The organism is Acidimicrobiia bacterium, from assembly GCA_040881685.1.
In the GTDB taxonomy this organism is placed as follows: domain Bacteria; phylum Actinomycetota; class Acidimicrobiia; order IMCC26256; family PALSA-555; genus SHVJ01.
The window spans coordinates 1-25,347 of record JBBECS010000045.1; the positions used below are offsets into that span (position 1 = coordinate 1).

Annotated in this window: 22 protein-coding genes and 2 tRNA genes; 9 read left to right on the forward strand and 15 right to left on the reverse strand. The window is 67.6% G+C overall.

What is annotated here, in order from left to right:
- Both WEE69_11620 and WEE69_11625 read right to left on the reverse strand, forming a co-directional pair.
- The coding region (locus WEE69_11620) for a hypothetical protein (GenBank protein MEX1145943.1) at nt 1-655 on the reverse strand (655 nt) is incomplete at its 3' end.
- 94 nt (nt 656-749) lie between these two features.
- Nucleotides 750-824, reverse strand: a tRNA-Val gene (locus tag WEE69_11625).
- Nucleotides 825-898: 74 nt separating this feature from the next.
- On the opposite strand from WEE69_11625, the gene WEE69_11630 reads away from it, so the two are divergent.
- From WEE69_11630 to WEE69_11640, 3 genes are all read left to right on the forward strand, one after another.
- Nucleotides 899-1,282 carry a VOC family protein gene (locus WEE69_11630; GenBank protein MEX1145944.1) on the forward strand — a complete coding sequence of 128 codons (384 nt, stop codon included), beginning with the start codon at nt 899-901 and terminating at the stop codon, nt 1,280-1,282.
- Nucleotides 1,283-1,368: 86 nt separating this feature from the next.
- Nucleotides 1,369-2,526: a hypothetical protein gene (locus tag WEE69_11635; GenBank protein ID MEX1145945.1), complete on the forward strand. Its 1,158-nt coding sequence runs from the start codon at nt 1,369-1,371 to the stop codon at nt 2,524-2,526.
- Between the two features lie 93 nt (nt 2,527-2,619).
- Entirely contained in the window at nt 2,620-2,835 is a 216-nt protein-coding gene (locus tag WEE69_11640; protein ID MEX1145946.1) for a hypothetical protein, read from the forward strand.
- Nucleotides 2,836-2,911: 76 nt separating this feature from the next.
- On the opposite strand, the gene aceE is transcribed toward WEE69_11640, so the two are convergent.
- The gene (gene aceE, locus WEE69_11645; GenBank protein ID MEX1145947.1) at nt 2,912-5,602 is read right to left on the reverse strand and encodes a pyruvate dehydrogenase (acetyl-transferring), homodimeric type; all 2,691 of its coding nucleotides are present in this window, start codon (nt 5,600-5,602) and stop codon (nt 2,912-2,914) included.
- Nucleotides 5,603-6,167: 565 nt separating this feature from the next.
- On the opposite strand from aceE, the gene WEE69_11650 reads away from it, so the two are divergent.
- Nucleotides 6,168-7,922: a DUF5979 domain-containing protein gene (locus tag WEE69_11650; GenBank protein MEX1145948.1), complete on the forward strand. Its 1,755-nt coding sequence runs from the start codon at nt 6,168-6,170 to the stop codon at nt 7,920-7,922.
- Between the two features lie 101 nt (nt 7,923-8,023).
- On the opposite strand, the gene WEE69_11655 is transcribed toward WEE69_11650, so the two are convergent.
- From WEE69_11655 to WEE69_11680, 6 genes are all read right to left on the reverse strand, one after another.
- Nucleotides 8,024-9,181, reverse strand: coding sequence for an MFS transporter (locus WEE69_11655; protein ID MEX1145949.1), 1,158 nt, complete (start codon nt 9,179-9,181; stop codon nt 8,024-8,026).
- A 28-nt stretch (nt 9,182-9,209) separates the two neighbouring features.
- On the reverse strand, nt 9,210-9,452 hold the full coding sequence (locus WEE69_11660) for a hypothetical protein (GenBank protein MEX1145950.1): 243 nt from the start codon (nt 9,450-9,452) through the stop codon (nt 9,210-9,212).
- 10 nt (nt 9,453-9,462) lie between these two features.
- Complete coding sequence (locus WEE69_11665) at nt 9,463-9,864, reverse strand: SDR family NAD(P)-dependent oxidoreductase (protein ID MEX1145951.1); 402 nt, start codon at nt 9,862-9,864, stop codon at nt 9,463-9,465.
- 3 nt (nt 9,865-9,867) lie between these two features.
- Nucleotides 9,868-9,941: transfer RNA gene (locus WEE69_11670), tRNA-Val, on the reverse strand.
- Between the two features lie 51 nt (nt 9,942-9,992).
- Entirely contained in the window at nt 9,993-10,358 is a 366-nt protein-coding gene (locus WEE69_11675; protein ID MEX1145952.1) for a hypothetical protein, read from the reverse strand.
- A 10-nt stretch (nt 10,359-10,368) separates the two neighbouring features.
- On the reverse strand, nt 10,369-12,930 hold the full coding sequence (locus tag WEE69_11680; protein ID MEX1145953.1) for an ABC transporter permease: 2,562 nt from the start codon (nt 12,928-12,930) through the stop codon (nt 10,369-10,371).
- Between WEE69_11680 and WEE69_11685 the strand changes: the two genes are divergently transcribed.
- Nucleotides 12,911-13,834 (forward strand): glucose 1-dehydrogenase, encoded by a 924-nt coding sequence (locus WEE69_11685; GenBank protein ID MEX1145954.1) that lies wholly within the window; start codon nt 12,911-12,913, stop codon nt 13,832-13,834. The two genes, WEE69_11680 and WEE69_11685, sit on opposite strands and share 20 nt — an antisense overlap.
- A gap of 137 nt (nt 13,835-13,971) precedes the next feature.
- Nucleotides 13,972-14,475, forward strand: coding sequence for a CAP domain-containing protein (locus tag WEE69_11690; GenBank protein ID MEX1145955.1), 504 nt, complete (start codon nt 13,972-13,974; stop codon nt 14,473-14,475).
- A 129-nt stretch (nt 14,476-14,604) separates the two neighbouring features.
- Here the strand turns inward: WEE69_11690 and cysC are convergent, their stop codons facing one another.
- The 3 genes from cysC to cysD all read right to left on the reverse strand — a co-directional run bounded on the left by cysC (nt 14,605) and on the right by cysD (nt 17,469).
- The gene (gene cysC, locus WEE69_11695; protein MEX1145956.1) at nt 14,605-15,234 is read right to left on the reverse strand and encodes an adenylyl-sulfate kinase; all 630 of its coding nucleotides are present in this window, start codon (nt 15,232-15,234) and stop codon (nt 14,605-14,607) included.
- Nucleotides 15,231-16,487, reverse strand: a complete 1,257-nt coding sequence (locus WEE69_11700) for a GTP-binding protein (GenBank protein MEX1145957.1) — start codon at nt 16,485-16,487, stop codon at nt 15,231-15,233. The genes cysC and WEE69_11700 overlap by 4 nt, the downstream gene beginning before the upstream one ends.
- Before the next feature lie 76 nt (nt 16,488-16,563).
- A complete protein-coding gene (gene cysD, locus WEE69_11705) occupies nt 16,564-17,469 on the reverse strand; it encodes a sulfate adenylyltransferase subunit CysD (protein ID MEX1145958.1) in 906 nt (301 codons plus the stop codon).
- Between the two features lie 93 nt (nt 17,470-17,562).
- Between cysD and WEE69_11710 the strand changes: the two genes are divergently transcribed.
- Nucleotides 17,563-18,702: a hypothetical protein gene (locus WEE69_11710; GenBank protein ID MEX1145959.1), complete on the forward strand. Its 1,140-nt coding sequence runs from the start codon at nt 17,563-17,565 to the stop codon at nt 18,700-18,702.
- Here the strand turns inward: WEE69_11710 and WEE69_11715 are convergent.
- Together WEE69_11715 and WEE69_11720 are read right to left on the reverse strand one after the other, a co-directional pair.
- Nucleotides 18,688-19,281 (reverse strand): DUF4202 domain-containing protein, encoded by a 594-nt coding sequence (locus WEE69_11715; protein MEX1145960.1) that lies wholly within the window; start codon nt 19,279-19,281, stop codon nt 18,688-18,690. The two genes, WEE69_11710 and WEE69_11715, sit on opposite strands and share 15 nt — an antisense overlap.
- 271 nt (nt 19,282-19,552) lie before the next feature.
- Nucleotides 19,553-20,212, reverse strand: coding sequence for a DUF5317 family protein (locus tag WEE69_11720; GenBank protein MEX1145961.1), 660 nt, complete (start codon nt 20,210-20,212; stop codon nt 19,553-19,555).
- Nucleotides 20,213-20,356: 144 nt separating this feature from the next.
- Between WEE69_11720 and WEE69_11725 the strand changes: the two genes are divergently transcribed.
- Nucleotides 20,357-22,384 carry an EAL domain-containing protein gene (locus WEE69_11725; protein ID MEX1145962.1) on the forward strand — a complete coding sequence of 676 codons (2,028 nt, stop codon included), beginning with the start codon at nt 20,357-20,359 and terminating at the stop codon, nt 22,382-22,384.
- Here the strand turns inward: WEE69_11725 and WEE69_11730 are convergent.
- A complete protein-coding gene (locus WEE69_11730; protein ID MEX1145963.1) occupies nt 22,371-24,029 on the reverse strand; it encodes an acyl-CoA synthetase in 1,659 nt (552 codons plus the stop codon). The two genes, WEE69_11725 and WEE69_11730, sit on opposite strands and share 14 nt — an antisense overlap.
- A 27-nt stretch (nt 24,030-24,056) precedes the next feature.
- On the opposite strand from WEE69_11730, the gene WEE69_11735 reads away from it, so the two are divergent.
- Complete coding sequence (locus tag WEE69_11735; protein ID MEX1145964.1) at nt 24,057-25,340, forward strand: aromatic ring-hydroxylating dioxygenase subunit alpha; 1,284 nt, start codon at nt 24,057-24,059, stop codon at nt 25,338-25,340.
- Nucleotides 25,341-25,347: the final 7 nt, after the last annotated feature.

Sequence of the window (25,347 nt, forward strand, 5' to 3'; positions counted from 1 at the left end):
GCAGTCCGCACAGCTCGCCGCGGCGGGCACCAGTCGCGGCCCCGAGGCGCAGCACTACCGCGAACACCGGATCGGTCGTCTCCGCGAGTGTGACCAGCCGGGTCAACTCCGCGGTCGTCGGCGGATGGACCGAGGCGCGACGCGCCTTGGGCACTTCCGCGAACCGTGCCGGGTTGCGCTCGAGCCACTCCCACCGCACCGCGGTGTCCAGCGCCGAACGCGCCACTAAGTGGTTCTTGAGCACCGTGGCCGGCGCGAGCGTGCGCAGCAGCTCGCGGTAGAGGTCGTCGAACGACTTGGGCGTCAGCCGGCCGATCGGGACGTGACCCAATGCCGGGACCAAGTGCTGGTCGATGCACTGCCGATACCGGGTGATGGTGGTCGGCGACCGCTCACCGGTGTCCTTGTGCTCGATCCACTGCTCCAGCAGCTCCCCGAACGTCACCCGCGCCTCGGGCACCGCCGCGGCCGATGTCGGGACCGCCGCAGCTTCGACCTCTTCGATGAGCCCGCGCAGGACCCGTTGGGCCTCTGTCCTGGAACCCCGCACGCTCACGGACTTCTGGCGGTAGCGCCCGGTCAGCGGGTCGCGCCCCAGCGCGACCCGGACCTCGTAACGCTTGCCCTTCTCGATGACTCGGATGCTTCCTCGCACGTCCCCTCCCGACACTTGTGGGATTTTTCTGGGACGCGAAGGACGTGCCTTTTCTGGCGCTCACGCGCAGGCCACCTGACCTGCCCAAACAGGGTGGGCGATACTGGATTTGAACCAGTGACCTCCGCTGTGTGAGAGCGGCGCTCTAACCAGGCTGAGCCAATCGCCCGAACGACGCGGTGGGTTCCGCGAACCGCTGATCGTAGCGCCGGTCCTGTACGCGGCCACCCGACATGGAGCACGATGGCCGATCCAAACCCACAAAGCCCAATAACCACGATCAGTGCGATCACGCTCGCGGTGTCCGACGTGGCTCAGTCGGTCCGCTTTTACCGCGCGCTTGGGTTCGAGCTCTTCGCCGGTGACGAGCACTCAGCCTTCGCGACGTTCCGCGCCGGCACTGGCTTCCTCAACGTGCAACGCGACCCCGACCACGCGCCGCTTCGCTCGATCTGGGGGCGCGTGATCTTCTGGGTCGACGACGTTGACGGGGTCTACCGCCGGGCGCTCGACGCCGGGTACTCACCCGACATGGAACCGAGCGATGCCCCGTGGGGTGAGCGGTACTTCCACATCCATGACCCCGACGGTCACGAGCTCAGCATCGCCAAGCCGCTCGAAACCTGATCTGGGGTCGCGCCGCTCCCCCTGGCTTCACCATCCCCTCACACAGCGCGGGTGGTGCGATCACGGGGAGCGGCGACGCTTCCAGCATGACCAACGACATCCAGCAGCCCTCCCCCACCGTCCGACCCACCGTCTCGACTGCGCTAGCGACAGCCGCTGTCGCCTCGGCCGGAGCGGGCCTCGTGCACGCCGCCGCCGCGGGCACACACAACGGCGCCGCCACGCTTGCGTGGCTCTTCGCGGCGACAGCCGTAGCGCAGCTTGCGTGGGCCTACGTGGCAATCCTCAGACCACACCGCGCGCTCATCGCAGCCGGCATTGCGCTCAACGCTGGCGCGGTGCTCGCCTGGGTGCTCTCGCGCACGGTCGGCTTGGTTGGCCCGCTCGCCGAGGTCGAAGCCGTCGGCACGCAAGACCTGCTCGCCGCCGTGCTCGGCGGAATCGCGGTCGCCGCCGCGACCGTTGCGCTTACTCGGCGGAATGTGCTCGCGCGTCCGAACGTCATGGGCGCGGGTCTTGCCGCCGTAATGGTCCTAGCGTTGGCGATGCCCGCGATGGCCGCCGAGCACACGCACAGCGCGAGCCACGACGATGACTACGGCGAAAGCACCGCCGCGCACGAACATGGCAGCGAGGGGACCCACGACCACGCGGAAGCCGGCGCAGGTCATGCCCACGGCACCGAATCCGAGCCCGAGGGTGGACCCTTTGTGTCGGTCGACGACCCCCGCCTCACCGACGCCGAGCGCGAGCGGGCGCTCGAGCTGATCGACGAGACCCGCGCCGCGCTCGCGGACTTCCCCGATGAGACGTCGCTGGTCGACGCCGGCTATGTCTCGATCGGCGACGGTCGCCAGGCTGGCAAGTTCGAGCACTTCGTGAACCACACCTACATGGCCGACGGGCGGGAGCTCGACGCCGACGCCATCGAGTCGATCGTGATGCAGGTGCACGCCGACGGCTCGAAGCAGGTCATGTCGGCGATGTACATCCTCTCCCCGGGCTCCACGATGGACGACGTTCCCGACGTCGCAGGTGAGCTCTCGATCTGGCACGACCACCAAAACCTCTGCTGGGACCCGACCGGCACCCGGCTGGCCGGAGTCCTGGTGGACGGCACCTGCCGACCCGGAGGCGTGCTGCGGGCGACCGCCCCGATGTTGCACGTGTGGCTAGAGAACACGCCGTGCGGTCCCTTCGCCGGCATCGAGGGCCATGGCGGGAGCTGCGACCACTCACACTGACCGCCTGAGAGCCTCCGCGATCAAGGGATGCGCGCGGCCCCCGCCCCGCGTGGGAGAATGGCTCCCTTGGATGCCTGAGAGGTAGGTGACGCCGTGGCCAGGAAGGGAAGGGCCCGCCGGTTCCGCGAGGCGCGTGAGCTGAAGCAGGGCTTTGACGACGGCTTGTTCACCGAAGGCGAGAAATCGCTCGCCGACAGCGGCGAAGAAGAGGATCAGCCCACGTGGCGCGACTCCGACGAGGACGAAGCGCTCGACTGGGACGAAGACGATCCCCTCCGCATCGACGAAGGCGGCCGCCAGGCTTCGTAACCCACGTTTTGGCGTCGCTGACTGTCGTATACCGACAGCTATCGACGCCAGAACCAGATCTTGGGCGGGCCGCGAGTCAGGCAGTGCGGGGGTCGACGCGCTCAGGGTCGATGTCGTAGCGGCGGATGGCCTCGGCCACCGCTTCTACCTTCAAGTCATCGGTGCGCGCGAGGCCCTCGAGCACACCCACCACCACGTGCGGCGCGTCGACCTCGAAGTGACGGCGCAACGCAGCGCGCGTGTCGGAGAACCCAAAGCCGTCGGTGCCCAGTGGAATGAACGGTTGGTGCACGAACCGGCCGATCTGGTCGGGCACGGCCTTCATGAAGTCCGTGACGGCGACAATCGGTCCCTCTGCGTCGGTCAGGCACTCCGACACGTAGGACACCTTCGGTGCTTCCTCCGGATGCAGCCGGTTCCACCGCTCGACCGAGAGCGCGTCTTCGCGCAGGAGCTTGTAGCTCGTGGCGCTCCACACGTCGGCAGCAACGTCGTGGTCATCGAAGAGCATCTGCTGCGCCTCGAGCGCGGCCCGCATGGCCGTCCCGCTGGCCAGGATCTGGGCCCGATGCTTCCGCTCCCCCAATGATTCCTTGTAGCGGTAGAGACCCTGCACGATGCCGTCCTGCACGCCGATGGGCATCGCGGGCATCGGGTACGTCTCGTTGTAGAGCGTGACGTAATAGAAGACGTCCTCGGGCTCCTCGCCGTACATGCGCTCGATGCCATCGCGCACGATGACCGCCACCTCGTACGCGAACGCGGGGTCGTACGAGCGGCACGACGGCACCGTTGACGCCAACACATGGCTCTGCCCGTCGCAGTGCTGAAGGCCCTCGCCCGTGAGCGTGGTACGGCCGGCCGTCGCGCCCAGCAGGAAACCGCGCCCCCGCTGGTCGCCGAACGACCAGATCAGGTCGCCCACGCGCTGGAACCCGAACATCGAATAGAAGATGAAGAACGGGATCATGGGTTGGCCCCACGTGGCGTAGGCCGTGCCCGCGGCCGTGAGGGATGCCATCGAACCGGCTTCGGTGATGCCTTCCTCGAGCAACCGCCCGGTGCGGTCCTCCTGGTACGACAGCAGGAGGCTGGCGTCGACGGGTTCGTACTTCTGTCCGAACGGCGCGTAGATCTTCACGTCACGGAACAACGCGTCCAGTCCGAAGGTGCGCGCCTCGTCGGGGATGATCGGCACCACGCGCTTTCCGATGCCCTCGTCCCGCAGCAGGTTACGCAACAAACGGGCGAACGCGCTCGTGGTCGACGCCTGCATCTTGTCGCCGGTGCCGGCGAGGAATTCGGCGTACGCATCGGGCGGAGGAACCCGCACGGGCTTTGATCGCGCCACGCGCTCGGGCAACGGACCGTTGAGCACGTTGCGGCGCGCCATCAGGTACTCGTACTCCGGCGAGTCCTTCCCCGGGTGCCAGTACGGCGGGTCGCCGTCTTCGAGCTCGTGGTCGGGGATCGGCAGGAAGAGCCGGTCGCGGAACACCTTGAGCTCTTCCGCGTCGAGCTTCTTGATTTGGTGCGTCGCGTTCCGGGCTTCGAGGCCGGCGCCGAGCGTCCAACCTTTGACCGTCTTGGCAAGGATCACCGTGGGGCTGCCCTTGTGCTCCACGGCCATCTTGTACGCCGAGTACAGCTTTCGGTAGTCGTGACCGCCGCGCGGCAGTCGGCGCAGATCGTCATCGGTGAGGTGCGAGACCATCTGTTGGAGTCGCGGGTCGGGCCCGAAGAAGTGCTCGCGGATGTACGCGCCGCTCTCGACCGCGTACTTCTGGAACTCGCCGTCGACGGTGGTGTTCATCTTGTTCACCAGCGCACCGTCGACGTCGCGGGCCAGGAGCTCGTCCCACCCTTGACCCCAGATCACCTTGACCACGTTCCAGCCGGCGCCGCGGAAGATCGCCTCGAGCTCCTGGATGATCTTGCCGTTGCCCCGCACGGGGCCGTCGAGTCGTTGCAGGTTGCAGTTCACGACAAAGATCAGGTTGTCGAGCTGCTCGCGGGCCGCGATCGAGAGGCCGGCCATCGCCTCGGGCTCGTCCATCTCGCCGTCGCCGACGAAGCACCAGACCTTGGCCCGGCTCGTGTCGACGATCTCGTGGTGGAGGAGGTAGCGGTTGAAGCGGGCCTGGTAGATCGCGTTCAGCGGACCGAGGCCCATCGACACCGTCGGGAACTCCCAGAACTCGGGGAGCCGCCGAGGGTGCGGATAGCTCGGCAGACCGCCGCCGAACACCTCGCGCCGGAAGCGGTCGAGGTGGTCCTCGGTGAGCCGACCCTCGAGGAACGCTCGGGCGTAGATGCCCGGCGCCGCATGACCCTGGAAGAAGATCTGGTCGCCGAACCCGCCGTCGGTCTTGCCGTGGAAGAAGTGGTTGAAGCCCACGTCGTAAAGCGCGGCCGCGGAGGCGAAGGTGGACAAGTGGCCACCGAGGCCGTCGAAGCGATGGTTGGCGCGATCCACCATCGCCATCGCGTTCCACCGGATGTAGGCGCGGATGCGCTGCTCGATGAGCTCGTCGCCCGGGAACCACGGCTCTTGCTCGGTCGGGATCGTGTTGATGTAATCGGTGGTGACCATCGCAGGAACGCCGACGCCCTGCTCACGCGCGCGCTCCATGAGCCGAGCGAGAAGGTATCGAGCCCGAGAGCGCCCACCACGGCCATTGACGATCGCGTCGAGCGAGTCGAGCCATTCCGACGTCTCGGTGGGGTCGATGTCGGGCAGTTGGTGCACGAACCCGTCGATGAACATCGGGGTCCAGGGTAGGCCGTCGCTTCCAGGGTGCTCCCCTCCTTCCCTGGCCGCGTCATCGGCCCGAAAGGAGGGGAGGCGTTCGAAGAACGAAGCACTGCGGGCGGGTTCGAAACCCTCGGGCTGGTGGGCGCCAGCCCCAGGGCGAGTGATGGTCTGACCTGTTGACCCCGGTACTTATCTGGGAGCGAGCAAGGGAGTCCGAATGGCCGATCACGTGGGACGCCGACAGCGCGGTCGCCGCACGTCACCGGCTTCTGGTGGCTGCGGCCCGCCAACGGCGAGGTCGGGATTTGTCAGTGGCCCGAACATCACATAGAGTGACCCCCGCTACCACCCTTGGTGGTAGCGGGGCGAATGGGAGCGTTGAATCCCGACCGCGTGATCGGTCACTGGTTGGTCGGGGCGAGCAATGGTGAGACCGGCCCATTCTCAGAGTCTCGGCGCGCATGCGCTGAGGAGGAGAAGCGGGCACGTGTCCCAGAGAATTCGTTCAACAGCACGACGTCACCGCGCCGTATCGCTCGTCGGAGTCCTCTCCGTCATTGCGGCCACGTCGCTGGGTATGGCGACGTACGTGGGTGCCGAGGAACCCGCACCCGCGGAGGCGACCGCTCAGGAGTCGACTACGACGACGACCCAGGAACCCACCACGACGACCCAGGCGCCGACTACCACCCAGCCGACAACGGCCGCGGTGCAGTCGTTGGGCCTGACGATCGGCCCGCTCGGTCACACGAACCCGCCCCAGTTCGAGGAGTGCAAGCCGACGGGCTCCGTCAACCCCTGGGAGTCCGACGAGCGTGCCGACCCGAGCGGGGACTGCACCGACGGCAACATCGGCCAAGGCAACGATGCCGCGGTGCTCGCCCAGTGCACGGGGGTGTTCGGTAGCAGCGTGACCAACTTCTACAACTCGGGGACCGCGGCCGGGACCGGAAACGAGGACGTGTCCGGAGTAATCAGCGACCACAGCCCGGCAGGCACACAGGTCAACGTCACCCCGGACCCCGGAGTCGTGATCGACGGCGTCTTCGTGAAGGCCGGCGGCGGCTACAACGCCTACATCGGCAACGAGACCAACATGATCGGGCCCATGGTCGGCAACTGGGATTCCAACGACAACCAGCCATCGCCGAACTTCGCCGACATCAGCCACTACGTCGTCTGCTACCACTTCAGCGAGGTCCTCGAAGAGACCGGTGGTCTGGACGTGACCAAGTCGATCGTGGGCGACGCGCCGGCCAACACCACGTTCACGGTCAACATCGACTGTGAGACCGACGACACCGGTGACGGGACGCTGGTGTTCGACGAGGACGGCACCCTGACCAACGCCGGCACCATCGACTCGCTGCCGATCACCGGACTCCCGGTGGGCACGAGCTGCACCATCACCGAGCCCGACAACGGCGGCGCCGACAGCGTCAACATCACCGGCAGCCCGGCGGTCATCACCGCCGACACCAACCAAGAGGTCGACGTCGAGAACACCTTCCAGGAGGAGGAGCCCGACACCGGTGGCCTCGACGTGACCAAGTCGATCGTGGGCGACGCGCCGGCCAACACCACGTTCACGGTCAACATCGACTGTGAGACCGACGACACCGGTGACGGGACGCTGGTGTTCGACGAGGACGGCACCCTGACCAACGCCGGCACCATCGACTCGCTGCCGATCACCGGACTCCCGGTGGGCACGAGCTGCACCATCACCGAGCCCGACAACGGCGGCGCCGACAGCGTCAACATCACCGGCAGCCCGGCGGTCATCACCGCCGACACCAACCAGGACGTCGACGTCGAGAACACCTTCATCGAGGTCGGCGGTGACTTCACCGTGCGACTCGACGTCGACAAGCAGGTCGTCGGCAGCGTTGCGCCTGCCATTGGGACGCAGTTCGTCGTGCACGTGTCCTGCACCGGCGATGCGACGGTCGAGGAGGACCTCACGTTCACGTACCCGAACGGACTCGGCGTGCAGTCGATCACGGAGCAGATCCCGTCGCTCGGCGACCTGACGTGCACGGTCACCGAGACCGACCCGGGCGGCGTGATCCTCCAGGGCTACAAGATCGACGGCGGCGCCCTTCAGCAGGGTGCACCGACGATCGTGCTCGACCTGAACCGCACGAACGCCGGCGTCACCGTCGTGAACGACCCGAGCAAGGGGACCGAAGTCGGCGGAAGCAGCGTCACCGTCCTGCCCTTCACCGGATCCACGACCGAGATCCTCCTGAAGAGCGCGGTGTGGCTGCTGATCATCGGCGCCGTCGCATGGCTGGTGACACGGCGTCGCCGGGTGACGATGCTCGGCTAGCCCGCCACCGGCGCGCACCGATCAGCCGAGAGGCCCCGGGCATACGCCCGGGGCCTCTTTCGTATTCACTCCCGTTGGTGAGCAGGGTGGCTCCGCCACCCTCACCATTCGTCGGCCTCCGAGGCCCTGCGGGACGCCGTCGCCCCGAATGCCAGGGCCACGACCACGAGCGTGAGGCCCGCGGCGCCGGCCGCGGCAGCCGTCGACGTAACGCTCGCCACCGCGCCGAAGCCGAGGAACGTGGCAATCGCGGCGAGCTCGGTCACGAACCCCTGCACGGACGTCACTGTCGCTCGGGCGCGCGAGGTGATCATCGTCTGGAGGCGGGCGTCGAACGCCACGTACTGGATCGCGTAGACGCCTTGGAAGAGCACCAACGTGATCGGGACCGCTGAGGCCGACACCCGCGCCGTGGTGATCAGCGCGATGCCCATCGCCGCCGACATCGCGGCGAGTCGGAGCCATGAGACGTCTGACACACGGTGTGCGAGCAGGTTCCCAGCGATCGCGACGAGGAAGAAGCCCGCATGCCACAAGCTGATTCCCGCCCGACTGATGTCGACGTCGCGGAGGATCAAGGCGTAGAACTCCTCCACCGCGCCCAGCCCGACGACCGCGCCCGAGAACACGACGAAGCCCAGCAGGGCGCGGCGCCCCAACACCTCGCGAACTCCAGCGCGCAGCAGCATGAGATATCGGTGGTCGACGGCCGGCTCGGCCGGCGCCGCGGCCGGGAACGACAATGCGATCGCGCCCGTCACCAGGCACGCCGCGGAGCTCGCAACCAGGATCGCACCGAAGCCGAGTGGGATCACCGCGGCCGCGATCAGGCTGCCGACGACCGCTCCACCCGAGCTCCACGCCTCGCCAGCACCCATGATGCGGGCGTACCGGTGGTCCTCCCTCGCGGCACGCAGCTCGTCGAACACCAAGGCTTGGAAGGCGCCCGACGTAATCGCACCTTGGATCCCCCAGAGCACGAATCCGGCCGCGAACCCCTCGAAGCTCGGTGCCAGCCACCACACGAGATATCCGGCTGCACGCACGAGCTGGGCGACGGCGAGCAGGTGGCGCCGCGAGAACCGGTCGGCGAGCACGCCGGTCGGGACTTCGAGCGCGAAGCTGACGACCGACCACACCACGAAGAGCAGGGAGATCTCGGCCGCCGACAAGCCGTGCCGCGCGAACAACACCGCATAGAGCGGGTAGATCAGGATGAGATCGCCGAAGAACCGGAAGGCGTAGACCTTGCTGGTCAGAGTGCGAGGTCAGCGCATGCGATGGATGTTACGACATGCCTGAGAAGTCGACCTGACCAGTTGTCATCGCGGCGGTGAACCCGGCGTCGACGAGAAGGTTGACGCCGTTGACGTAGTTCGTCCGCACACCTCGTCGGATCGTCGGGCGGGACGACCGCATCGTGAACACCGACACGAGCTCCTTCGAAAAGCAGTACGGCAACACGCCGAGATCGGCCAACCGCGCGTCGATCCAGTCGAGTGTCTTCTCCCAGTCATCAAGATCGAGCACCTCGGTAATCTCAGCGAGGTGGGACTGCCACTGGCTCCCGGCGGTCGATGCCGTGTTGAACGATCGCGCCACCGGCGGGCACCTGGTCGAGCAAGCCTTCTGACAGCCGACGCAGCGCGAGGAAGTTGACGGCCAGCACGGCGCGCGGCGGCATGGTGTCGGCCACGCCCGCGTTGTTGAACAACGCGTGCACGTCGCCGTCGATCGCAGCAATCGCGGCATCCACCGCGGCAGAATCCGAGCGATCGGTCTCGATGAACACATCGTGCGGACCGGTCGGCGCCTTCACGTCGATGACGGTGACGTGGCTGGCCTCGAGCTCCGCGAGCAACTCGATCAACGCCGCGCCGACGCCCGTTGCCGCGCCGGTCACGACGACACGCTTGTCCGCGTCTCCGAACGGATTGGTCATGTGTGGGCGGTACAGGACTTGAACCTGTGACCCCTTGCGTGTCGAGCAAGTGCTCTACCATGCTGAGCTAACCGCCCGGTAGGACCAGCGACGTTACCAGCACGGACTACCGGACCGGCCTGTAGGAGTCAGTCCCCCTGCCAACGCACGCGACCGGCTTCCACGCGTGCTTCCTCGCTCTCGCGCTTCTCCAGCAACACCCGCCTGCGGCGGGCCACATCGCGGCGCACTTCGAGCACGTCTGTCCAGAGCGCGGGCTGCAACGCAGCGAACGCGCAGCACGCGGTCAGCCACACGGCAGCCACTCCGTCGCTCACCACGCCAGCCGCGGCGGGCGCGACACCGACGGCAACGGAGACCGCGATCCACGCGAACCAGAACCAACGCGAGTGCTCAGCCGAGTCCTGCCATACGAGGCGTGGTTGTGAGAAGACGACGAACGCGACCGTCCCGGCGACCGCGATGCCCGTGACGAGAACGATCAGCAAGCCCATCGTGTCGGTCCTAGTCCGCCGTCACCGCGCGCAGCACGTCGAGACGGGACGCCCGCCATGCTGGTGCCAGCGCAGCCACCACGCCGGCGACCATCGACAGGACAATGAACGCCGCGAACTCCACGCCGGGAATCCGGACCTCGGAGATCCCCTGCGTCTCGAGCGCAGTGCTGAATGCCCAACCCCACAGCACGCCGATGCCGGCACCGAGAAGACCGCCGATCACGGCGATCAGCACTGATTCCCCGCGCACCATCCGCCGCACCTGGCGGCGTGACATCCCGACGGCGCGGAGCAGGCCGAGCTCGCGCGTGCGCTCGTAGACCGAGAGGGCGAGGGTGTTCACGATCCCGAGCACGGCGATGATCTCCGAGAGCAGAAGGAGGGCGATCGTCACCGCGAGAAACCGGTCGATCTGGGCTTCCTGGTCGGCGCGGTACTCACTGCGCGAGAGCACCTCGATGTTCGGGAAGTCACGCCCGAGCGCGGCCTCGATCGCCGAGCGAGCGGCGCGCCGATCTCCCGCAGCCTCGGCGTAGATGAGCGCATCCTGTTCATCGTCGCCGAAGCCCTGGTCGTACGCGCGCTTGGCGACGATGAAGTCGATCGGGAAGAGCCCGAGGAAGTCGGCCTGGTCATAGATCCCCGCGACCCGCAGCGACTGGAAGCCGAGCGGGAACTGGATCGTGATGGCGTCGCCCACGCCCACCGCGTACTCCTTGGCCGCGTCGGCATGGAGGAGCACGCCGTCGCGAGCCATCGCCGCCGTACTCCCCTCCCGCACCGAGAGGTCGACGACGCGGGCAAGCGCGCGCGCCGATACTCCGGTCACGACCTCTTCGATGACGTTGACACGCACGTTGCCGAACCGAAAGGCAGCGACCGCGTCGAGCTCGGGCAGCGGATCGAGGCGTTCCGCCACTTGAGGAGAGAAGCCGGAGAACTGCTGAGCCTTGAGGATGAAGTCGGCCCGGATCCCCGCATCGACCGCCGCCCGGACCGATGCCTTGGCGGAAGCGCCAAAGATCGAGACCAGACCCACCAGTGCGAGACCGATCACCAGCGCGGACGCGGTGGCTGCGGTGCGACGCGGATTACGCATGGCATTGCCCCGCGCGAGGACACCGGTGACATCGACCGCGCGGAGCGGGAAGCCGAGGATCCCCGCGAGTGGCCGTGCCAGCGCCGCGAGGAGGACTACCGCACCGAAGAACACGAGCAGCGCGCCGAGCGCCAGGAGCCAGATCTCGTTGACGACGTCGGTGGCCTCCTGCGTGCGCTGGAGACCGATCACCAGCGCGGGGATCCCGCCCACGAGGAGTGCAGTCCCGACCAAGACGCGCCAGCGCATCGGTCGCACTCGCCCCGGCAGCACATTGCTGATGGCGGCGACTGGAGGCACACGGGCCGCGCGTAGCGCGGGCCAGACCGATGCCGCGACGGTCACTCCGACGCCCACGACGAGTGAGGCCACGATCGTTCGTTGCTCGAGCACCAGGCTTCCATCAGGGATGTCGCGCCCAAGCGCGCTTACCAACGCCAGCAAGCCCGCGGCCAGGCCGAGGCCAACGACCACTCCCGCGACCGCGGCGATCGCGCCGACGACGGTCGCTTCGATGATGACGGAGGCGATCACCTGCCGACCGCTCGCGCCCATCGCACGCAGCAACCCGAGCTCTTGCGTCCGTTGCGCGACGAGGATCGTGAAGGTGTTGAAAATGATGAACGCGCCCACGACGAGCCCGATGAGGGCGAAGCCGAGCAGCAGCTGCGTGAGCAGCTCGAGAAAGTCGAGCACTTCGTCGCCGCGGTCAGCAGCAAACGCCTGGCCGGTCTCCACGTCGTAGGTCGGGCCGATGACAGCCGTGATGCTTGAACGCAGCTCGCGCTCGGAGACCCCGGGCTGGGCCGTCACCGAGACCCAGTCGACGAGATCAGGCGCATCGAAGACGCTCTGCGCAGTCTCGAGATCGAAGGCGGCGAACGTGACCGCGCCCAACTCGCGCTGGTCGCCGAACGTGAACAGCCCCACGATCCGGAACGTCTCGGCCGGACCCTCGAGCAAGACGCGCACGCGGTCACCGATGTGGAAGTCGTGCTCACGAGCGGTGCTCGAGTCCATGGCGATCTCATGTCGCCCGTTCGGTGGGTGCCCGCGCCGGTCCCCGTCACGCACGAGGCGCAGCGGTCCCTCGTTGCCCGGTTGCGACCAGGTGATGCCGTTGGTCGGCGCGCCACCCGTCTGGATGTTCTCGCCGTTGCGATCGACGAACTGCGCGTAGTCGATGAGCACGCCGTTGGCGGTGCTGACTCCGTCGACCGTGCGCACTTGGTCGAGCAGGGCACTCGAGAAGCGTTGACGGCCGCTGTCGCCTCCGAACGGTGCCTGCTGGCGGACCACGAGGTCGATGCCCGAGCCGAACTGGCGGAACAAACCCTCGAAGGAGCGATCGAGCGTGTCGGTGAGCACGAACGTGCCGCTCACGAAGCTCACGCCGAGGAGCACGGCAAACGCCGTGAGCAGTAGGCGGACCTTCCGGGCCAGGATGCCCTTGACCGTCGCCTTCCACATCGGGGCCTGCGCGCTCCTCGGCGGCGCCAACCAGTGGAGCCGGCGCCCGAGGGACCATCATGGTCGCCCCGGCCCATCGATCGGGGGCACGCTCATGGGGGAGGCGAAGATGGGATTGCTCGACGGACGGTGTGCGGTGATCACCGGCGGTGGTTCGGGGATCGGCGCGGCAACGGCTCGCCGCATGGCCGCTGAAGGCGCGGCCGTGACCGTAATCGACCTCGACGGCGACGCGGCGGCGATCGTTGCGCGCGAGGTGAACGGTCATGCCCACAAGGCCGACGTCACCGACTACGACGCGCTCGAAGCGGCCATCCGCGATGCGCATGTGCAGATGGGCGGGCTCACAACGCTGTTCAACAACGCCGGCAACTCGAACATGGCACAGATCCACGAGTGGGACCTCGCCGAGTGGGATCGCGTGGTACGTCTCAACCTGACTGGTGTGTTCCATGGCTTCCGCGCCGCGGTTCCGCTCATGCTCGAGGGTGGCGGCGGGAGCATCGTGAGCACGTCGTCGATCAGCGGCACGCGTCCTGCGGCCGGTGAAGCGCCGTACGCGGCCGCGAAGGCCGCCGTTGCCGCGCTGACCGCGACCGCCGCGCTGGAGTACGCACCCACCGTCCGCGTCAACGCGATCGCGCCGGGGATGATCCACACCGGCCTCACCGACATCCTCCTCACTGGCTTCGACTGGACCGTGCCGTTCATGACCGACAAGACCCCGCTCGCGCGCATCGGGGCGCCCGAAGACATCGCCGATGTGGTGTTGTTCCTGGCCTCCGACCTCGCCCGGTTCGTCACCGGCCAGAACCTCGTGGTGGACGGCGGGATGACCCTCCACGGCTCCGGTGTCGACGGCCTCTACGACCGCTTCAAGGCGATGATCCCGCCCCGCGAGTAGCCCTCTGACCGGGCCCGAGACAGGCCCTGGAGCCTCACCCACCACCCATTGTGGCGGTCTTGTCTCAAGATCGCGCTCAAAGTGGTCGATTGCCTACCCGTCAAGCACTCAGTGTGGCGGAATGCGGGAGGCAGGACATGCGAGCGATCTGGAACCGGCGAGTCAAGACCTTGGTGGGCGGCCTTGCCGTCGCCGCCCTGGTCAGCGCCTGCGGACCAAAGGCCGCACAAGGGCCTGCGCCCTGCGCAGCACCGTCGGCTCCGGCCAATCCGACCGCGTCCGCGGTCTACAACCTGGCGAACAGCGACCGCGCCGCCAACGGGCTCCCCGCGCTCGCATGGAACCGCCAGCTCACCTGCCTCGCGAGCGAGTGGAGCGCAGTGATGGGGGCGTCCGGCTACCTGAGGCATCGTGACCTCAACGTCACGATCCGCTCGGCCGGCTACGCGTCCTATCGCACACTCGGAGAGAACATCCTCCGCGGTGCCAGCTCGATGACCGGCGCCCAGATGGAGGCGGCCTGGATGGCGTCGGCGCCACACCGGGCCAACATCCTCTCCAGCTCGTTCACGTCGATCGGATTCGGCTTCGCCATGGGATCCGACGGCCGCGTCTACGCAACCCAGAACTTCGGCGGCTGATGCGTTGGCGAGCGGGCCCGAAGGGGCGGGGCCGGGTACCCCGGCCCCGAGCGAGCACGATCAACAGGTAGGGGCGCACCGCGGCGGCCGGGGCGCGCGCAGAGCGCGCCCCGCTGCTGCTCTCTCACCTCACCCTTCGGGTGAGGCTCCGTCGTCGAGACGGTTCGCGATCCGCGCCGCGGCATCGTCCGGCGACTCGCGGTCGGTAGCCACCACAAGGTCAGGGTGCTCGGGTGGCTCGTACGGGTCGTCGACGCCGGTGAAGCCACTGAGCTCACCGGCGCGGGCCTTTGCATAGAGGCCCTTCGGGTCACGCGCCTCGCACACCTCGATGGGAGCGTCGACGAACACCTCGAGGAACGCGAGACCGGCGGCCTCGTGGAGCAGACGGGCCTGCGCGCGTCCGGCGCGATACGGGCTGATCAAGGGGACCACGGCAACGACGCCAGCGTCGGCGAACAGCCGGGCGACCTCGGCGACGCGGCGAACGTTCTCGGTCCGGTCATGCGCCGAGAAGCCCAGATCGCCGTTGAGCCCGTGCCGCAGGTTGTCTCCGTCGAGGGTGTACGTCGCGACGCCCCGGCCGACGAGCAGGCGAGTCAGCGCGGCCGCAACCGTCGACTTGCCCGAGCCCGAGAGCCCAGTGAGCCACACGGTCGCGCCGCGAAGACCGGCTGCCGTCCAACGCTCGGCGCGGGGCACGCCTTCTTCGTGCCAGACGACGTCGGGACTGCGTGGCGCGTCTGGTGTGCTGCTCATCCCGCCGACGCGGCGAGGATCATCCCTGCGCCGACGGTCTCGAACGTGCTCTCGTCGACCAGGATGAAGCTGCCGGTGGCGCGGTTACGGCGGTATTCGTCGACGAAGAGCGGCACGGTCGATCGCATCGAGATCCGCCCGATGTCGTTCATCGCGAGCGACTGCTGCTCGTCCTCGCGGTGGAGTGTGTTGACGTCGAGTCGGTAGTTCAGCTCCTGGATCCGCGCGCGTGCCGTGCGAGTCGTGTGCTTCACGGCGTAGATCTGCCCGGCTTGGAGTGGCCGTTCGCTGAACCAGCAGATCATGGCGTCCACGTCCTGGGTGACCGTGGGCGCGTTATGTGGCCGGGCGAACATGTCACCTCGGCTCACGTCGAGATTGTCGGCGAGCCGGATGTTCACCGACATCGGCGGATAGGCCTGGTCGACCGGGCCGCCGAACTCGTCGATCCCGGCGATGGTCGTCGTGAACCCGCTCGGGAGCACGAGGACCTCGTCTCCTGGCCGGAACATGCCGCTCGCGACCTGCCCGGCGTAGCCGCGGTAGTCGTGGTGTTCGTGTGACATCGGGCGCACCACGTACTGCACGGGGAAACGTGCGTCGATGAGGTTGCGGTCGGACCCGATGTAGACGTGTTCGAGATGATGCAACAGGGTCGGGCCCTCGTACCACGGCGTGTTCGGCGAGTGCTGCACCACGTTGTCGCCGTGCAGCGCGGACACCGGGATGAATGTGAGGTCGTCGATGTCGAGCTTCGCCGCGAAGTCGGAGAAGTCCTCGCAGATCTCGTCGAAGCGCTGCTCGTCGTAGTCGACAAGGTCCATCTTGTTCACACAGAGCACGAGGTGCTTCACCTGAAGCAAGGAGGCGATCACGGAATGACGCTTTGACTGCTCCAGGACTCCCTTGCGCGCGTCGACGAGCACGAGCGCGAGGTCGGCAGTTGATGCGCCGGTCACCATGTTGCGGGTGTACTGAGTGTGGCCGGGGGTATCGGCGATGATGAACTTGCGCCGCGGCGTGGCGAAGTAGCGGTAGGCCACGTCGATCGTGATGCCCTGCTCGCGCTCGGCGCGCAGACCATCGGTGAGTAGCGCGAGGTTCGTGTAGTCGAAGCCCTTGTCCCGGCTCGTGCGCTCCACGGCTTCGAGCTGGTCCTCGAAGATCTGCTTGGTCTCCAGGAGAAGCCGGCCGATCAGCGTCGACTTGCCGTCGTCGACCGACCCCGCCGTCGCAAACCGCAGCAGCTCCATCAGCCCGCAACCCCGCTTTTGGCGTCGATAGTGCTCGCTCTGCGATGTTCTTCGACGCCAAAACGCGCTCTGGGCATCAGAAGTAGCCCTCTTTCTTGCGGTCTTCCATGCCGGCCTCGGAGATGCGGTCGTCGGCGCGGGTCTCCCCCCGTTCGGTGAGTCGGGAGGCGGCCACCTCGGCGATCACTTCCTCCACCGTGGTTGCGGTCGATTCGACCGCACCGGTGCACGACGCGTCGCCAACCGTGCGGAAGCGCACCATCAGATCTTCGGGATCTTCACCGTCCAGAAGCGTCACGTACGGCGAAACGGCGAGGAGCATGCCGTCGCGCCGGAACACCGGTCGACGATGCGCGTAGTAGATGGACGGGAGCTCCACGCCGTCGTCGGCGACGTACTGCCACACATCGAGCTCGGTCCAGTTCGACAGCGGGAACACTCGGATGTGCTCGCCCTTGCGATGGCGGCCGTTGTAGAGGTTCCACAGCTCGGGACGCTGGTTCTTCGGGTCCCACTGCCCGAACTCGTCACGGAACGAGTACACCCGTTCCTTGGCGCGCGCCTTCTCTTCGTCGCGACGGCCACCACCGAACACGGCATCGAACCCGTTCTCGGTGATCGCGTCGAGCAGCGTGACCGTCTGGAGGCGGTTGCGGCTGGCCCGCGGTCCTGTCTCCTCGACGACCCGACCGGCGTCGATCGACGCCTGCACCGATGCGACGACCAGCGTGACGCCAAGCTCGGCGACGCGGCGATCGCGGAAGTCGATGGCCTCCTCGAAGTTGTGCCCGGTGTCGATGTGCATGACCGGAAACGGGACCCGGGCGGGCCAGAACGCCTTCTCGGCCAGCCGGAGCATGACCGCGGAGTCCTTCCCGCCCGAGAACAGCAGCACCGGCTTCTCGAACTCGGCCGCGACCTCCCGAAAGATGTGAATGGCCTCGGCTTCGAGGGCCCGGAGGTGCGAGAGCTGGGTGGTCATGGCCCACCAAGGGTAGGCGCCCCGCCACGAGACGGTCCGCACGCGTCGGGCCGATGCGTCATGCTGGAGGGGCACTGCGCGAAGGGAGACACGATGACGGCCATCATCGACTGCGACCAGCACCTGTACGAGTCACGCACGCTGTGGCGCGACCACTGCGACCCGGCGTTACGAGACGAGGCGCTCAGCATCGACGATGACGAGCTCGGTTACCCGTGGATCAACTGGCGCGGCAAGCGCCTGGGGATGGCCGACGTGCAGCTTCCCGGGGAGACCGAGGTGCTGGGCGAGCGCCGCAATCGTCGCCTCGCCGGGGAGCCGCCCGACTACGCGTACGACGAAGCGCTCCCACCCGACTACTGGGACCCCACGGCGCGCCTCGAGCGCATCCAGGAGATGGGCATCGACCAAGCGATGCTGTTCCCGAACTTCGGACTTCTCTGGGAGCGGCGTCTCTCGGGATCGCTGCAGGCGCTGAAAGCGAACATGGGAGCCTGGAACCGGTGGTGCTCGACCGTCGTGACCGAGGGCGACGGCGCGCTGCACCCCGTCGCCCACCTGACGCTCCGGGACCCGGATTGGCTCGACGCACAGCTGCGCGACCTCGCGGCTGGTGGCGTGCAGCTCGCGATGATCGCCCCCGCGCTCGTCGACGGGAAGCCGCTCTCGCACCCAGACCACGACCGCATGTGGTCCGCATTCGTCGAGCACGGCGTGACCCCGTGCTTCCACGTGGCCGACCAGCCCCGCATCTTCGACGACGCCTGGTACACCGACGACGAAGAGATCGGCCTCGTCAACGTGGTCGAGTCGGTGTTCCTCTACACGCCCGTCGCGCTGGCCATCACGGACCTCATCGTGAACGGGACGCTGGAGAGGCACGCCGACCTTCGCCTCGGCGTGGTCGAGCTCTCCGCGATCTGGGTGCCGCTGTACTTGATGATGCTCGACGGCTCGATCCGCTTCGTGTCGAAGCTCAACGGCAAGACCATCGCGCCGCTCTCGATGGAGCCAAGCGAGTACTTCCGCCGTCAGGTGCGCGTGGCCGCCTTCTCGTACGAACAGCCGCACAAGCTGATGCACCAGTCAGGCGACCTCTTCATGGCGTGCAGCGACTACCCGCACTCCGAGGGCACCGCGACCATCCTCCAGGACTACGAGCAGCAGCGCTGCGACCCAGCCGACCAGCCGAACCTGTACGGCGGCAACGTCGAGGTGTTACTCGGGAGCTAGCGCGCGGGCGAGGAGAGCGCGGGACTCCTCCGAGAGGTCCAGCTCCTTCGTGAGATCGATCGCGCGGGGGCTCATCTTGACGAGCGTCTTGCGGATCACGTCCACCATCTTCTCTGGCTCGACGCGCTGCGCGAGGTCGTGAAGCTGGGTCTCGGCGAACACCAGACACAGCGCGTCCTCGAGCACCTGGACCTCGTCGTCCTTGCCCAGTCGGCGCTTGCGTACGAGGTCCTGGACACGGGCGATCGGCGCGTCGTCGTAGCCCACCCCCACGAGGATCTCGGCCACCTCCTTGGCGTGCTGCTCGTGGAGGGCCTTGCGCCAGCGCAGGTAGCCGGAGCGCCCCTCCGGGTACGTGGCCCTCGGGATGGTCCACCGCCGGAGGTGATGGGCCCGGGCCGCCAGCAGGAGCGCCTCCCCCGCTTCTGGCTCGAGGCGCCGCACCCACTCCGTCACGAGCTCGGCGTGGGCCAGCTCCTTGGGTCGCTCCTCGCCCCGCACCATGATCCGGGCCGGGTCGGCGCCATTGGCCGCATCGATAGCCGCGAAGGCCTGGGCCAACCGCCGCTCCTCAGCCACGCTGCCGAGGGTAGGCCGCCCCGGCCCTGGGGTCCCGGACCACGCGGAGTGACCACTCAAGTCACGCACCGTGGCAACCGAGAACATCAGGGACCCCCGCCCGGGTGGTCAATGAGAGGGGTACCCCATGAAGGCCCGTCTTGTGAGGCTCAGCATCGCGCTGACCAGCCTCATCGCGCTCGTCGCCGCTCTTGGCGCCGGGCGGAAGTGGCACTGATCGGACACTGAGGTGCCCCGGGCCCCTTGGGCTCGGGGCCCTCGTCCGTTCCCCTCAGCTCACCGCCATGGCGTCGCCACGCTGGGTGGGCACGGTCCGGCGCCGATGGCCGCGCACGCCGTCCCCGAGGCGGGCGAGCCGGTACGCCAGGTAGGACTCGCACTGCCGGTGGACCACCAGAAAGATGCCCAGGACGAGGAGGGCGTCCCCGACGCTGAAGACGTTGGCCAACGGCAGGTCCGCCGGGATGGCGAACACGTCACCCAGGAAGCCCAGATTCGGGTGGGCGACGGCCGCCGAGTTCTCGAATCCCTGCCGTCCGACGAGGCCAGCCGCGACCCGGGCCGCCCGTGACGCCGGCATCACGCCGTCGTTGGCGACGATCACCACGAAGTTCAGCGCGCCACCGATGACGATCGGCCAGCGCCAGAGCAGGCCGTGGTTCAGCACGACCCACACCAGGACCGCCACGTAGGTCGCCAGGTGGAGGACGCGGTGCAGATCGACGTCGCCGCTCGGCAGGACCGAGATGATGAGGACCTGCACCACGAGTGCGAGCGCCAGCGCCCACACGGCGCGCAGCCTGAGGTCGGCGAGCCGGCTCAGCCGCCCGCCCGCGAGCGGGACCGTCGCGATCACCAGCACCGCGAGCGCTGCGAGGAGCATGTCGGTCGACTCCCGGAGACGGAGGTGCGTCTCCGCCGGAATCGGCACTCCGAACCCCCCGCTTGAGGTTCTGTCCGCTTTGTCCGATTCATGGGGGCGGCTTGCCCAGGTCCTCCCTTCAGGAGGGCGGGGAGCGCGCCGAAACCTCCAGCGGGCCAACCCCGGGCGCGCTCCGGTCATGGGAGGAACGGCGTGGCGAAGCGGCGGAACGACCGCAACCTCGTGCTCTACGTCGGAGGTGTCGTCGTCGCGGGCATCGCCACCCTGATCGGCGTCCTCATCGCCAACCGAGGCCTCGCCGACACCGAGCTCGGCACCTACGCCATGCTCACCGCGATCATCGTGATCGGTGAGCTGTTCCCGGTCACGGTGACGTTCCGCAACGAGAAGCAAGACGTGACGACGTCGACGACGTTCGTCTTCGCGGTGCTCCTCATGTTCGGCCCTGCCGCCGCGCTCGTGTCACAAGCATTGGCCTCGATCACCTCGGATGTGATCGGACGCAAGGTGTGGTGGAAGGCCGCGTTCAACGTGTCGCAGTACACGATCTCGTGGGCCGTGGCGGCGCTCGTGTTCACTGTGTCGGAGACACGAGCAGGTGACTTCGAGCACGCGGCCGACTTCGCCGGGAGCTCGCTCCCCTTCATCATCCTCAGTGCAATCGCGTTCTTCCTCGTCAACTCGTTCCTCATCGGTGCTGCCGTCGCGCTCGCCCAGGATCTTCCGGTGTTGCGCAACCTGCGGCACCACATCGGCTTCTACGCATGGTCATCGACGGTGCTCTTCTCACTCTCCCCCATCGTCGTGGTCGTGGCGACCCAGGACCCGCTCCTCGTGCCGCTGCTGCTCGCGCCCATCGGCGCCGCGTACCACAGCGCGCAGGTCTCGATGGAGAAGGAGCATCAAGCTGCGCACGACCCGCTGACCGACTTGCCCAACCGCGCGTACTTCCGTGAGCGCGTGACGCAAGCGGTCGCCGAGCACCCCGAGCGAGCGCTCGCGGTGCTGATCATCGACCTCGACCACTTCAAGGAGGTCAATGACACCCTCGGTCACCAGATCGGCGACCAGCTGCTCCAGGACATCGGCCGCCGGCTCCGCGGTGCGATCCGCACCGACGACATGGTTGCGCGACTCGGCGGGGACGAGTTCGCCGTGCTCGCCCGCGTACACGGATCGGAAACCCCACGGGCCGTCGCCAGCTCGATCCACACCGCGCTGGAAGCGCCCTTCGAGCTCGGCGACCTGACCTTCGAGATCGGCGCGAGCATCGGCGCAGCCCTCTACCCCGAGCACGGCGACGACGTGGGCAGCCTCATCCGCAAGGCCGACGTCGCCATGTACGCGGCGAAGGAACAACGAGGCGGCTACGAGCCGTACGAGCCGGAGCGCGACCGCCACGACGCGCGCCGGCTCACACTGCTGTCGGAGCTGCGCCATGCGATCGAGGCGCACCACCTCGTGCTGCACTACCAGCCCAAGGCCGACCTCGCGACTGGCCGCGTGCTCGGCGTCGAAGCCCTCGTGCGTTGGCAGCACGAGGAGCACGGTCTCCTCCCGCCCGACGACTTCATCCCGCTCGCCGAACCGACCGGTCTCATCGGCCCGCTCACCCTCGCCGTGCTCACCGAGGCGTTGCGCCAATGCCGGGCCTGGGAAGACGCCGGCCTCGACCTACGGGTCGCCGTCAACGTGTCGGTACGGAACCTGTACGACGAGCGGTTCGTGCACGACGTGGACCGTCTGCTGCGTCGATTCGGTGTCGCGCCCGGCAACCTCACGCTCGAGATCACCGAGAGCACGATGATGGCCGACCCGACGAGACCGGTCGCCGCACTGTCACAGCTCAGTATGCGGGGCGTGCACCTCTCCATCGACGACTTCGGTACCGGGTACTCGTCGCTGGCATACCTGAAGCGCCTCCCGGTGACGGAGATCAAGATCGACAAGTCATTCGTGCTGGGGATGATCGACGACGCCGATGACGCGACCATCGTCCGCTCGACGATCGAGCTCGCCCGCAACCTCGGACTCCAGGTTGTCGCCGAAGGTGTGGAGCACGAGGACGTATGGCAAACCCTCGCCGCCCAGGGGTGTCACCGTGCCCAAGGCTTCTACCTGAGCCCGGCGCTCCCGGCCGGCGAGTTCGAAGCCTGGCTCGAGAAGTACGAAGGCCGGATCACCGACCCCGCCGAGCGCGCCACCCTCAAGGTCGTCTGACCGCTACTTCCTTGGCCCAGCGGTAGTCGGGTTTGCCCGCGGGCGTGCGCTGCACCTCGTCGACGACGCAGAGCTCGCGCGGCACCTTGTACCCGGCGAGGTGACCGCGACAGTGCGCGTCGATGTCGTCGAGCCCGGGCACGTCACTCGGCGCGAGTGGGGCGACGACCGCGACGACACGCTCACCCCAGCGCTCGTCGCGCACGCCAACGACCACCGCGTCGGCGACCTTCGGGTGCACCTTCAGCACCGCTTCGACCTCTTCGGGGTAGACCTTCTCCCCACCCGTGTTGATGCACATCGATCCACGCCCGAGCAGGTGGATCGTGCCGTCGGCATCGACAGTCGCCATGTCGCCCGGCAGCGCCCAGCGCCGGCCGTCGATCTCCACGAACGTGCGCGCGCTGCGTTCGACGTCGTTGTGGTAGCGGAGCGGGACGCGGCCGGTCGTCGCGAGGCACCCAGCCTGACCCGAACCAGGCGCGATCGGCATGAGCGAGTCATCGACCACCATCGTCTCCGGCTTCGGCGCGAACGTGAGTGACGCCGACGCCGGGCCTTCTCGCGTCGCGAGGGCGACGGCCTGTGCCGGTGACTCCGATGAGCCGATCGCTTCGAGGATCGCTTGCACGCTCGGCAATGCGGCCAGCAAACGGTCCTTCACGTCACCCGACAGGATGCTCCCACCCGAACCGAGCAGAAGCAGCGACGACGTGTCGTGCGCGCCCGAGTCGGCGTCGAGCGCGTCGAGCAGTGGTCGGGCGCTCGCGTCGCCCACGAGGGTGAGCATCCCGATGCGCTCACGTTCGACGAGGTCGAGCACTCGCACCATGTCCATGTGGCGTTCGGGATAGAGCACGAGCCGGCCGCCGCCGAGGAGCGTGCCGAACGCACCCCATTGTCCGCTCGCGTGCACGAGCGGTCCGAGTGACATCGTGACGAACTCGCCCGGTCCTGGGTCCGCCGGCGCGAGGAACGGCGCGAGGCGTTGATTCGGGTTCTCGAGGATGCGATCACGAAGCTCCTCCGGCTCTGCGATCGGGGGCCCACCCGGGTTCCCGCCACCGACTGCCGCGAAGAAGATGTCCTCCTGGCGCCACACCACGCCCTTCGGCAGGCCGGTCGTTCCCCCGGTGTAGAGGACGTAGAGGTCGTCGCCGGAGCGAGGCGAGAAGTCGCGTTCCACCGATCCGCCGGCGCGCACCTCGTCGAACGAGTGCTTGTCGACGACGGGTGCAACGGCGTCGGTGCTGTCGTCGACTTCCACAAACCACCGCAGACGGTCAGGGTGGACCGCGGCGGCCACCTCGCCACCGAGAGCGCGGTCGTAGCAGAGCACCACGAGATCCGCGTCGCGGAGGACAAGTCCGAGCTCGCCGGCGACATACCGGTAGTTCACGTTCACCGGCACCGCACGGATCTTGTAGCAGCCGAACATCGCCTCGACGTACTCGATGGAGTTGTGCAGATAGCACCCAACGTGATCGCCGGGTCCGACACCGAGCGCGACAAGACCGTGCGCCACCTGGTTCGAGCGTTCGTCGAGCTCGCGATATGTGAAGCGGTGTTCGCCGCACACCAACGCCTTGCGGTCAGGGACTGTGTCCACGACCGACTCGAAGAGATCGGCGAGGTTGAACTCCATGTTGGACATGGACGCTACATTGCATACATGTACGTGCGCGACGACGGGTTCATCCCGAAGGAGCGCTACACGTCCCGCGAGTTTCTCGACCTTGAGATGGAGCGACTGTGGTCGCGCGTCTGGCAGGTCGCCTGTCGCGACGAAGAGCTCGCCGACGTCGGCGACTACGTGGAGTACGTGATCGGCGACCAGTCGATCCTCCTCATTCGGTCAACACCTGACACCGTCTCCGCCTCGTACAACTGCTGCTTGCACCGGGGCACGCGGCTCGCCGAAGGTCACGGTCACTTCGAGGACGGCACGATCCAGTGCCGCTTCCACGCGTGGTGCTATTCGCTCGACGGGCACCTCACACGTGTCGTTGACCGCGAGGAGTTCCCTCCGATGCCCGAAGGTCTCCGCCTGCCCGAGGTGCGCGTCGATCGGTGGGGCGGGTTCGTGTTCGTGAGCCTGGATCCCGACGCGGAACCGCTGCTCGACTTCCTCGATCCGCTCCCCGCGTTGCTCGCGCCGTACCGCATGGATGACATGCGCCTGCGCTCGTATCTGACCACGGTCTTGCCGGCCAACTGGAAGGTCGTCGTCGACGCGTTCAACGAGGCGTATCACGTGCAGGGCACGCACGCCCAGATCCTTCCGTGGACCGACGACACGACCATCGAGTACGAGCAGCTCGGGAAGCACTCGCACTACGGACGACTCCCGAACGCGCGGCGCGTGCTGCGACCGAGCCCGAGGCTTGGCCTTCCCGACGACGAATGGGACGAGGGACAGATCCTCGCCGGGATGGTGGAGGGTCTCGGCGGCGCGTTCCTCGCCGACGAGCGCGCGGCCGTGAAGGAGTTGAGAGCTGCGGACCTGCCGCAGGGAGAGCTGCTGGCGCGGTATCAGGAACGCCGCATGGAGTTGCTTCGGTCACGCGGCTTCGACGTGTCGGGCTTCGACGTGGAGCAGATGACGAGCGCCGACGACGTCCACTGGTTCCCGAACGTCGTCGGCCCGGTGTATCCCGGGAGCGCGATCCTGTTCCGCGTCCGACCGAACGGGCTCGACCCCGACAGCGCGATCAAGGACACCTGGGTGCTCGAGTGGCCGCGCTCAGGCGAACCGTGGCAGATGCCTGAGCAGCGCGTGTTCGACGACTGGCACGACCGCGATTGGGGTCTGATCACGAATCAGGACTACGCCAACATGAGCGAGGTGCAGACCGGCATGAAGGCACGCGGGTTTGCCGGTCTGCGGCTCAACCCCCGCCAAGAGTCCAACGTGCTGCACATGCACCGCGTGATCGACGACTACCTCCAGCGCTGAGCCCCTC